The sequence below is a fragment of the Streptomyces phytophilus genome (assembly GCF_013870535.1).
Lineage (GTDB): Bacteria > Actinomycetota > Actinomycetes > Streptomycetales > Streptomycetaceae > Streptomyces > Streptomyces phytophilus.
This window is the reverse complement of record NZ_JACBXC010000102.1, coordinates 1-10206: the sequence shown is the minus strand read 5'-3', so window position 1 is coordinate 10206 and position 10206 is coordinate 1. Positions and strand designations below refer to the sequence as shown.

Genomic DNA, 10206 nt, shown 5'->3' with positions numbered 1-10206 from the left:
GGCGGTCATCCTCGCGGCGGCCGGCACCGCCGTCCGCGGCGCGGGCGTCACCGGGCCCGCTGACCTCCCGCCCTCACCCTCTTTCCGGACCACCGATAGGAGATCCGCCTTGCCCGAAGCACCAGCAGAGCCGTTCATGACGATCCGGCACACCATCACCGGCGAGATCACCACCACCGGCTACAACGCCGCCGCCCGGCGGATCCTGCTCCAGGCCGGCTTCGAAGAGACGCCAGACTGCGCCTGCCGAGCGACGGAACCCGGTACCCAGCGGACGCACGGGCCTGCTCGGCAGCCGGCGAGCTGCTCGTCGCCGGCCATCCCCTGCACCTGGACCGAGCCCTCGGCCGGCCGGTGAGCGCCGACGGTACGCCCCGGTTGGCCCGGTCGCCGATGTCGGCACAGTCCGTGATCCGCTCCGAGAGCGGCCAGCCCCTCCGGCGCGTCGCCGACCCCGCCCGTACCCGCACCTGTTGAAGGGGCCTCGTTTTGACCACACCCGGAACGCCTGCCAGTCCAGCGCGCACCAAGGGCGGCGAACTACGGGCCAAGGTGGCGCGACTGCTGGCCGACCGGCCGGCGGACACGCTCACCATCGGGGACATGGCCAGGCAGCTGGGCCACTCCCACGGCGCCGTCCGCAACGCCGCCCTGACCCTGGTGCGACGCGGCGAGGCCGACCAAGGCGGAACCGGACAACCGGAGTTCCGCGCGAACGCGAAAACCGCCGCAGCCGCGCAGACCGCTGTGATCAGCCCACCGGGCACCCACTCTCCCCGCGCCCGGGCGGCCACGGCCCGCACGACCGCAGCAGCCGCGCCCAGGCAGACCGGGCCGATCCGCCGCGCGGGGGGCCAGGTCTACCATCCCCGGGAGCTGGCCGATCTGCCCGACGTCGAGGCGTTGAATCGGCTGCGCGACGCCGACGTGCCGGTGCTGCTCTACGGTCCTCCGGGCACCGGCAAGACGAGTCTGGTCGAGGCGGCGTTCCCGGACCTGCTCACCGTCGCCGGTGACGGCGACACCACGGTCGGCGACTTGATCGGCGAGTACACGCAGGCCGACAGCGGAGGCTACGTCTTCCAGTACGGTCCGCTGGTCACCGCGATGACCGAGGGTCGCGCCCTGCTGATCGACGATGCCACCTTGATCTCGCCGATGGTGTTGGCGGCGCTGTATCCCGCGATGGACGGGCGCAGGCAGATCCAGGTCAAGGCCCACAAGGGCGAGACCATCAAGGCCGAGCCGGGCTTCTACGTGGTGGCGGGCCACAATCCCGGCGTCCACGGGGCGGTTTTGACGGAAGCGCTCGCGAGCCGGTTCAGCGTGCAGATCCAGGTCGGCACGGACTATGACCTCGCCCTGGCGCTGAGGATCGATGCCCGGGTGGTCCGGGTCGCCCGACACCTCGCCCGCCAAGTGGAACTCGGCGAGCTGGGCTGGGCCCCCCAACTGCGAGAGCTGCTCAGCTACCAGAGGACCGAGGCCGTCCTCGGCACCAAAGCCGCGCTCGCGAACCTGGTCGGCATCGCTCCTGTGGAGGATCGCGACGCCGTCGCCGACGCCGTCATCAAGGCCGTCGGCGTCAAGAAGATTGCGCCCCTCACCCTCGGCAAGCAGCTCTCCGCCTCGGCCGTCCGGCAGCCCCCGAGCACCGGCTCCGCACTCCGGGGCCGCTCGCGGTGAGCGTCCACCACCACGTCCAGTCCAGGCCGGACGACGACGCCGACCTCGCGCGATGGGACGACGACGGCGCCCCGCCCGCGCAACCCCGTTCCTCCCCGGACGCGTGGCTGCGCGTGGGAGCCGAACTCGGCGACCGGCTGGTCGCCCTCTGTGGCCGCCAGGACCTTCTCGTCACCTGCCGCCCCGGCACGCGCAGCGGCGCACCGGCCGCGTTCTTCCCCACTCTGGGCGAGGTCGAGTTCGACGCCGGCCTGTTCACCCCGCTTAGGCCCCACGAGATCCATCCGCGGATCGTGGGCGACGAGGAGCGGTATCCGGCCGCCTGGGGAGTGTTCGTCCACGAGGCCGCGCACGCGGCCCACTCCGACTGGACCTGGACGGCGCCTGCCGGAGCGAACCCCCGTGTCGTCGAGGCCGCGCTCCTGCTGGAGGAGAGCCGCGTCGAAGGCGCACACCTGATCACGCGGCCCACGGACCGCACGTACCTGCGCACCAGTGCCCGAACCCTGGTCATGCCCGACATCGCCCACCCCACCCTGAAGGGCATCGAGCACGCCGCCGCCGTGGCGGCCCTGGTCCTCGGCCGCCGTGACGTCGGCATCCTGGACGCCGGCGAGACCCGGGCCGTCGCCGATCTGTGCGAAAAGGTGCTGGGCGCAAACCTGCTGGCCACACTCACCCGCATCTGGACCGCAGCCCACCAGTGCGCCGACCACGACACCACGACCATGCTCACGCACGCTCAAAAATGGTGCGACGCTCTGGACACCGCGGCCCCCGCCCTGCCCGTGCCGGAGAACCTCACCGATCTGCTGTCCAGCGCCGTGGGAGTCGTCATGGACAGCACGGCAGCCACCGACACCGCCGACCTCGCGGCACAGGCCGCAGCGACCAACGCCATGGCCGCGCAGTCCAAGGCGCAGGCTCAGGACCGCGCCCAGCGGGCCGGCCAGCGACGCCAAGCCGCCGCCACCGCGAGTTCCGTCTTCAACTCCCGTGGCGCCACCGTCACCCCCGGCGGCACACCCGAGCCCTACGGCAACCCGGTCACCGGCACCCGCACTCCTTTCCTCCACCTCCTCACTACCTCAACCATTCACTCACACCTACTTCCCGAACAAGGAGGCGCTGGCCGTCGAGTTGGGCCGCCGCTACAACCACGCGCTCCACGAGACGAACAGCGAGGCGTTCACCCCCGCCAACGCCGCGCTCCCGCTCGGCGCGATGCTCGACGCCGCCCTCGACCCGGTGATCGACTTCAGCGCCGCCCACCCCGGCTTCGAGGTGCTGCTGCAGGGCGCGGAGGCCCCGGGCCTGGTCGCGAAGGAGCACGAGGCGGTGCACACGACGATCGTGGGCGCCGTCGAGGGCATGCTCGCCCTCCGCGCCCCCGAGCTGTCACCGGACGAGATCGCCCGCACCACGATCATGTCGTTCGGCATCTTCAAGGCGGGCCTGGAGCTGTTCATGACCGCCAAGGACACCGAACGGGACGCGTACCGCACGGAGATCAAACGGGCGCTGTTCGGCTACCTCGCCCCGGTCGTCGGCACCGACGCCGTACCCCCGGCGGACTGATCCCGCGACCGGCATGGAGGGAAAATACCCCTAGGGGGTATAGTGTGGAGTGCAGGGAGCAGGACACGGCTGCGCCCACCGTCGACAAGGGAGGCTCCCATGAGCACTCAGTCCCCCGTCACCACCGTCTACAAGGTCTCCGGCATGACCTGCGGCCACTGCGAGGGCGCCGTGAGCGCCGAGATCTCCGCGCTCGACGGCGTCTCCTCGACCAAGGCCGTCGCCGCCACCGGCGAGGTGACCGTCACCTCGGCCGCCCCGCTCGACGAGGAGAAGGTGCGCGCCGCGGTCGACGAAGCCGGCTACGAACTGGTCGGCCCGGCCTGACCCGTACGGCCCCGAAGGGCGCCGCCTCTGTGCACGCGGCACGGGAGCGGCGTCGGCACGTGCACCGGTTGCCCGCCCCGCCGCGAGTGACTCAGATCACACCGATCAGGGGGTAACCATCGGCGGGGGTCGGGTGTCTATTCGGGTGACGTCGACACCCGGCGGAGTCGGCGTGCACGAGGCCGGGACGGCACGTGCGAGGAGCATTGAGCGGCCCCTCCCGCGGCGGTGTCCCGGCGGCACGAAGGCGCCCGGCCCCTACCGGGGCCGGGAGAGCGAAGCGCCCCGTCGACTGATCCGTGGGGGGATCGCAGACGGGGCGCCTTCGCGTTCCTGTGCGTCGCTGCCGGCGTGCGGGTTGCCGGCAGCTCAGCGCTCCTCGACCGGGACGAAGTCCCGCAGCACCTCACCGGTGTAGATCTGCCGGGGACGCCCGATGCGGGAGCCCGGCTCCTTGATCATCTCGTGCCACTGGGCGATCCACCCCGGCAGCCGCCCGAGCGCGAAGAGCACCGTGAACATCTCGGTCGGGAAGCCCATCGCGCGGTAGATCAGGCCGGTGTAGAAGTCGACGTTCGGGTACAGCTTGCGCTCGACGAAGTACTCGTCGGCGAGCGCGTGCTCCTCCAGCTTCAGGGCGATGTCCAGCAGCTCGTCGGACTTGCCCAGCGCGGAGAGGACGTCGTGCGCCGCCGCCTTGATGATCTTCGCCCGGGGGTCGAAGTTCTTGTAGACGCGGTGCCCGAAGCCCATGAGCTTCACGCCGTCTTCCTTGTTCTTCACCTTGCGGATGAAGGTGTCGACGTCGCCGCCCGTGGCCTGGATGCCCTCCAGCATCTCCAGCACGCTCTGGTTGGCGCCGCCGTGCAGGGGCCCCCACAGCGCGCTGATGCCCGCCGAGATGGAGGCGAACAGGTTGGCCTGCGAGGAGCCGACCAGCCGCACGGTGGAGGTCGAACAGTTCTGCTCGTGGTCCGCGTGCAGGATCAGCAGCTTGTCGAGGGCGCTGACCACGACCGGGTCCGGGTCGTACTCGGCGGCCGGCACCGAGAAGGTCATGCGCAGGAAGTTCTCGACGTACCCGAGGTCGTTGCGCGGGTAGACCACCGGATGGCCGACGGACTTCTTGTACGCGTACGCCGCGATCGTCGGCAGCTTGGCCAGCAGCCGGATCGTCGACAGGTGGCGCTGCTGCTCGTCGAAGGGGTTGTGGCTGTCCTGGTAGAAGGTCGACAGCGCGCTGACCACGGAGGACAGCATCGCCATCGGGTGCGCGTCCCGCGGGAAGCCGTCGTAGAAGCGCTTGACGTCCTCGTGCAGGAGGGTGTGGCGGGTGACCTCGCCCTTGAACTCCGACTGCTCGTCGACGCTGGGCAGCTCACCGTTGATCAGCAGGTACGCGACTTCCAGGAAGGTGCTGCGCTCGGCGAGCTGCTCGATGGGATAGCCGCGGTAGCGGAGAATCCCCTGCTCGCCGTCCAGATAGGTGATGGCCGACTTGTACGCCGCAGTGTTGCCGTAGCCGCTGTCCAGGGTCACCAGCCCGGTCTGGGAGCGCAGCTTTCCGATGTCGACGCCGGTGTCACCGACGGTGCTGTCGACGATCGGGAAGGTGTACTCGCCGTCGCCGTACCGAAGTACTGCAGATTTGTCGCTCACTCTGTCCTCACCCGACGTATCGTGCCTCTTCTTTGAGGTGTGCTTGAGGTGCCCTGACTACCCTCCAGCTTCCCCCATGCGGAGCTTTTCCGTGCACTCGGGGTCGGCTGCCGGATCAACATACGGCACTGGGTGCCACATACGGACCATCGTGCCCTGCCGGAGCGCGTTAGGGGAGACCCACTCGGCCACGCAGCCGACGATCCAGCGCCGTGCAGCGCCGGCCTGCGGAAACGGTGCGGACCGCCTGCCCCAGGGCCTTGCGTGACCCGACCAGCACGACCAGCTTCTTGGCCCGGGTGACTGCCGTGTACAACAGGTTCCGCTGGAGCATCATCCAGGCGCCGGTGGTGACGGGGATCACCACCGCCGGATACTCGCTGCCCTGCGAACGGTGGATGGTGACGGCGTACGCGTGCGTCAGTTCGTCCAGCTCGTCGAAGTCGTAGGGCACCTCCTCGTCCTCGTCCGTCAGCACCGTCAGCCGCTGCTCGACCACGTCGAGGGCGGTGACGACCCCGACGGTGCCGTTGAAGACCCCGTTGCGGCCCTTTTCGTAGTTGTTCCGTATCTGCGTGACCTTGTCGCCGACGCGGAACGTCCGGCCGCCGAACCGCTTCTCGGCGAGCCCGGGGCGGCCGGGCGTGACGGCCTCCTGGAGCAGTCCGTTGAGCGCGCCCGCGCCCGCGGGGCCGCGGTGCATGGGTGCGAGGACCTGCACGTCCCGGCGCGCGTCGAGGCCGAACTTGGCCGGAATGCGACGGGCCGCCACGTCCACCGTGAGCCGGCCCGCGGCCTCCGTGTCCTCCTCGGCGAAGAGGAAGAAGTCGGCGAGGCCCTGGGTGAGCGGCTGGACCCCGGAGTTGATGCGGTGCGCGTTCGTCACCACGCCGGACTGCCGGGCCTGCCGGAAGATCCGGGTCAGCCGGACCGCGGGCACCGGTCCGCCCTCGGCCAGCAGGTCGCGCAGCACCTCCCCGGCGCCGACGGACGGCAGTTGGTCGACGTCGCCGACGAGCAGCAGGTGCGCCCCCGGCGGCACGGCCTTGGCCAGCTTGTTCGCCAGCAGCAGGTCGAGCATCGAGGCTTCGTCGACGACGACCAGGTCGGCGTCGAGCGGCCGGTCCCGGTCGTACGCGGCGTCGCCGCCCGGCTTCAGCTCCAGCAGCCGGTGGACCGTGGACGCCTCGGCGCCGGTCAGCTCGGCCAGCCGCTTGGCGGCGCGGCCCGTGGGCGCCGCCATCACCACCTTCGCCCGCTTGGCCCGGGCCAGCTCCACGATCGAGCGGACGGTGAACGACTTGCCGCAGCCCGGGCCCCCGGTCAGCACGGCCACCTTCTCCGTCAGCGCCAGCCGGACCGCCTGCTCCTGCTCGGGCGCCAGTTCGGCACCGGTGCGCTCGCCGAGCCAGCTCAGCGCCCGGCCCCAGTCGACGTCCTGGAAGGCGGGCATCCGGTCCCGCTCGGTGCGCAGCAGGCGCAGCAGCTGGGCGGCCAGGGAGACCTCCGCGCGGTGGAACGGCACCAGGTAGATCCCCTGCACGTCCTCCCCGCCCGCGGGCCCGGGCACCGCCTCCCGGACGACACCCTCCTCCTTCACCAGTTCGTCCAGGCACTCGATGACCAGGCCGGTGTCGACCTGCAGCAGCTTGACCGCCTCGGTGATGAGCTGCTGCTCGGGCAGGAAGCAGTTGCCCTGGTCGGAGGATTGCGACAGCGCGTACTGCAGGCCGGCCTTGACCCGCTCCGGGCTGTCGTGCGGGATGCCGACGGAGCGGGCGATGCGGTCGGCGGTGAGGAAGCCGATGCCCCAGACGTCGGCCGCCAGCCGGTACGGCTCGTTCTTCACCACCGAGATGGAGGCGTCCCCGTACGACTTGTAGATCCGTACCGCGATGGACGTGGAGACACCGACGCCCTGGAGGAAGAGCATGACCTCCTTGATGGCCTTCTGCTCCTCCCAGGCGGCGCCGATCAGCTTCGTCCGCTTGGGGCCGAGGCCCGGGACCTCGACGAGCCGGGCGGGATCCTGCTCGATGACGTCGAGCGTGTCGACGCCGAAGTGGTCGACGATGCGCTCGGCGATGCGCGGGCCGATGCCCTTGATCAGCCCGGAGCCCAGATAGCGGCGGATGCCCTGGACGGTGGCGGGGAGGACCGTCGTGTAGTTCTCCACGGTGAACTGCTTGCCGTACTGCGGGTGGGAGCCCCAGCGGCCCTCCATGCGCAGCGACTCGCCCGGCTGCGCGCCGAGCAGGGCGCCGACGACAGTGAGCAGGTCGCCGCCGCCGCGGCCGGTGTCGACGCGGGCGACCGTGTACCCGCTGTCCTCGTTGGCGTACGTGATCCGTTCCAGGACTCCGTCCACCACCGCCAGTTGCGTCATGGGAAAGACGCTATCGCCGGGCCCCGACATCGCGGGGCGGCCTGTGGACGGCCGGCGGCTGCGGACGACCTTTGCCGCCGCGTGCGGGCGCAGCGAGGGGGCCCGGCCGTTGCGGGCCGGGCCCCCTCGCGTTCCCCTCCAATAGGCTCCCCCTACCCCCCTGGTACTCCCCCCGGGAAGCCTGATGCCCTATACGACCCCGATCGGGGGTGAAGGGTTGCACGGCTTCGGCACTTTATCGATCTGTAATCCGACGTGCCGACATCGCTGATCGGTCGTAACGTTTCAGGCATGAGGGACAAACCAGTACACAAAGCTGTCCTGGACGACCTGGGTCCGGAGCAGTTGCACCAGGTCGCCGACGAACTGGGCACCGGCAGCCGGGGCGCGAAGCGGGTCGTCGGCGAGACGGTCGCCGCCCTCACCGGCTCGCTCGCCGAGGCGGCCTCGTCCCCGCACGGGGCGTACGAGGTCGAGCAGGCACTCGACGAGGTGCAGGGGGCGGCGCCCGCGGGCGCCGGTGCGGGCGCGCGCCCGGTGAAGGGGTCGTCCGGCCTCGTCGGCGCCGTGCCGTTCGCCGGAGGTGCGCTCGGCGGCGGGATGCTGGCGACGATCGTCGGCAGGACGAGCATGCCCGTGGCCCGCGCGGTCTCGCAGCGCACCGGCATCCCGATGGCGCAGGTGTCCCGGGCGCTGAAGATCCTCACGCCGATCGCCATGGCCGCCGTCTCCCGGGCCGCGCGCAACCGCGACGTCCGGGCGGACGGGCTCTCCGAGATGCTCGCGGAGGAGCAGCAGGCCACCCGCAGGCCGGGCGGCGCACTCGGCGCACTGGCGCGGCTGTTCGGCGCCGGAGAGTCCTACGGCGGCGGGCGCCACCGCGCCTGACGGCACGGCAGGGACCGGCCCGTACGCGACACAGCCCCCGCCACCCGCCGCCGCCCGGACTCCGGGCACGCCGGCCCGTCGCTCAGCGCACGACCAGCCGCTCGTAGCGTTCGGCGATCTCCGCCAGCACCGCCGCCCCGTCGCGCGCCCACAGCCCCGGGTTGAAGATCTCGACCTCGACGAAGCCCGTGTACCCCGCTTCGTCCACCCGCTCCCGGAACCAGCGCAGGTCGACGCTCCCGTCGCCCAGTTGGCCCCGCCCGAGCAGCACGCCCTCCGGCAGCGGCGTCACCCAGTCCGCCAGCTGGAAGGCCGCGATCCGGCCGGACTCCCCCGCACGCCTGATCTGCGCCGCGACGGTGTCGTCCCACCACAGGTGGTACGTGTCCACCACCACGCCCACCCGGTCCGCCGGGAAGCGCTCGGCCAGGTCCAGCGACTGGGCCAGCGTGGAGACCACGCATCTGTCGGCGGCGTACATCGGGTGCAGCGGCTCGATCGCCAGCCGCACGGCGCGCTCCGCCGCGTACGGCGCGAGGACCCCCAGCGCGTCCGCGATGCGCTCCCGTGCGCCGTGCAGATCGCGACTGCCCGCCGGCAGACCGCCGGAGACGAGGACAAGGGTGTCGGTGCCCAGGGTGGCGGCCTCGTCGATGGCGCGGCGGTTGTCGTCGAGGGCGGTGGCGCGCTCCCCCGGGTCGCCGGTGGTGAAGAAGCCGCCGCGGCACAGGCTCGTCACCGTCAGCCCGGCGTCGCGGAAGAGCTTGGCGGCGGCGTCCACCCCGAACTCCTGGACGGGCGCGCGCCACAGGCCCACGCCGCGCACCCCGGCCGCGGTGCAGCCGTCCGCGAGTTCGGGGAGCGACCACTGCCTGATGGTCTCCTGGTTGAGGCTGAGGCGGGACGGCCCGCCGGCCGGCTGTCCGGTGCTCACAGGGCGACTCCGTGGACGGCGAGGAAGGAGGTGATGCGCCGCGCCGCGAGCTGCGGGTCCGGGAACAGGCCGAGCGCGTCGGCCAGCTCGTACGCGCGCGCGAGGTGCGGCAGGGAGCGGGCCGACTGCTGCCCGCCGACCATCGTGAAGTGGCTCTGGTGTCCGCCGAGCCAGGCCAGGAACACGACGCCCGTCTTGTAGAAGCGCGTCGGGGCCTGGAAGAGGTGCCGGGCCAGCGGCACAGTCGGGTCCAGGACCTTGCGGTAGCCGGCCGCGTCGCCGGTGTCGAGGGTCCGTACCGCCTCGGCGGCCAGCGGGGCGAGCGGGTCGAAGACGCCGAGGAGGGCGTGGCTGAAGCCGTGCTCGTCGCCCTCGATCAGCTCGGGGTAGTGGAAGTCGTCGCCGGTGTAGCAGCGCACTCCCCGGGGCAGCCGGCGGCGCAGGTCCACCTCCCGGGACGCGTCGAGGAGGGAGACCTTGACGCCGTCGACCTTGTCCGGGTGCTGGGCGATGACGTCGAGGAAGGTACCGGTGGCGGCGTCGAGGTCGGCGCTGCCCCAGTAGCCGGCGAGCGCCGGGTCGAACATGTCGCCCAGCCAGTGCAGGATCACCGGCTCGCGCGCCTGGCGCAGCAGCGCGCCGTACGTCTCCACGTAGTCCTCGGGCCCGCGGGCGCACGCCGCCAGCGCGCGGGAGGCCATGAGCACCGCCTGCGCCCCGGCGTCCTCGACGAGGGCGAGCTGCTCCT

9 protein-coding genes and 1 pseudogene are annotated in these 10206 nt (G+C 71.7%); 6 read left to right on the top strand and 4 right to left on the bottom strand.

Features of this window, described 5'->3' with window-relative positions; genetic code table 11:
• Positions 1-136: 136 nt before the first annotated feature.
• The 5 genes and pseudogenes from H5J30_RS08510 to H5J30_RS08495 all read left to right on the top strand — a co-directional run bounded on the left by H5J30_RS08510 (position 137) and on the right by H5J30_RS08495 (position 3591).
• Complete coding sequence (locus H5J30_RS08510; RefSeq protein ID WP_181786599.1) at positions 137-358, top strand: hypothetical protein; 222 nt, start codon at positions 137-139, stop codon at positions 356-358.
• A 194-nt stretch (positions 359-552) separates the two neighbouring features.
• Positions 553-1686 carry an AAA family ATPase gene (locus H5J30_RS08505; RefSeq protein ID WP_181786597.1) on the top strand — a complete coding sequence of 378 codons (1134 nt, stop codon included), beginning with the start codon at positions 553-555 and terminating at the stop codon, positions 1684-1686.
• Positions 1683-2753 (top strand): annotated as a pseudogene (locus tag H5J30_RS36550) (hypothetical protein); the annotation flags it as partial. The gene H5J30_RS08505 and the pseudogene H5J30_RS36550, both read left to right, overlap by 4 nt.
• 73 nt (positions 2754-2826) lie before the next feature.
• Positions 2827-3264, top strand: a complete 438-nt coding sequence (locus tag H5J30_RS08500; protein ID WP_258563187.1) for a TetR/AcrR family transcriptional regulator — start codon at positions 2827-2829, stop codon at positions 3262-3264.
• 99 nt (positions 3265-3363) lie between these two features.
• On the top strand, positions 3364-3591 hold the full coding sequence (locus H5J30_RS08495; RefSeq protein ID WP_181786593.1) for a heavy-metal-associated domain-containing protein: 228 nt from the start codon (positions 3364-3366) through the stop codon (positions 3589-3591).
• A 369-nt stretch (positions 3592-3960) separates the two neighbouring features.
• Here the strand turns inward: H5J30_RS08495 and H5J30_RS08490 are convergent, their stop codons facing one another.
• On the bottom strand, positions 3961-5250 hold the full coding sequence (locus H5J30_RS08490) for a citrate synthase (protein ID WP_181786590.1): 1290 nt from the start codon (positions 5248-5250) through the stop codon (positions 3961-3963).
• Between the two features lie 169 nt (positions 5251-5419).
• Positions 5420-7636 (bottom strand): SF1B family DNA helicase RecD2, encoded by a 2217-nt coding sequence (gene recD2, locus H5J30_RS08485; RefSeq protein WP_181786588.1) that lies wholly within the window; start codon positions 7634-7636, stop codon positions 5420-5422.
• A 291-nt stretch (positions 7637-7927) separates the two neighbouring features.
• On the opposite strand from recD2, the gene H5J30_RS08480 reads away from it, so the two are divergent.
• Positions 7928-8524, top strand: coding sequence for a DUF937 domain-containing protein (locus H5J30_RS08480; RefSeq protein ID WP_181786586.1), 597 nt, complete (start codon positions 7928-7930; stop codon positions 8522-8524).
• 82 nt (positions 8525-8606) lie between these two features.
• On the opposite strand, the gene H5J30_RS08475 is transcribed toward H5J30_RS08480, so the two are convergent.
• Together H5J30_RS08475 and H5J30_RS08470 are read right to left on the bottom strand one after the other, a co-directional pair.
• Positions 8607-9458: a sugar phosphate isomerase/epimerase family protein gene (locus H5J30_RS08475; RefSeq protein ID WP_181786584.1), complete on the bottom strand. Its 852-nt coding sequence runs from the start codon at positions 9456-9458 to the stop codon at positions 8607-8609.
• The coding region (locus tag H5J30_RS08470) for a DUF993 family protein (protein WP_181786583.1) at positions 9455-10206 on the bottom strand (752 nt) is incomplete at its 5' end. The genes H5J30_RS08470 and H5J30_RS08475, both read right to left, overlap by 4 nt.

What these genes read in the sequence shown, in the direction of transcription:
- H5J30_RS08510 (WP_181786599.1), top strand. Translation starts at nt 137, where the DNA reads ATGACGATCCGGCACACCATCACCGGCGAGATCACCACCACCGGCTAC.
- H5J30_RS08495 (WP_181786593.1), top strand. Translation starts at nt 3,364, where the DNA reads ATGAGCACTCAGTCCCCCGTCACCACCGTCTACAAGGTCTCCGGCATG.
- recD2 (WP_181786588.1), bottom strand. Translation starts at nt 7,636, where the DNA reads ATGACGCAACTGGCGGTGGTGGACGGAGTCCTGGAACGGATCACGTAC.
- H5J30_RS08480 (WP_181786586.1), top strand. Translation starts at nt 7,928, where the DNA reads ATGAGGGACAAACCAGTACACAAAGCTGTCCTGGACGACCTGGGTCCG.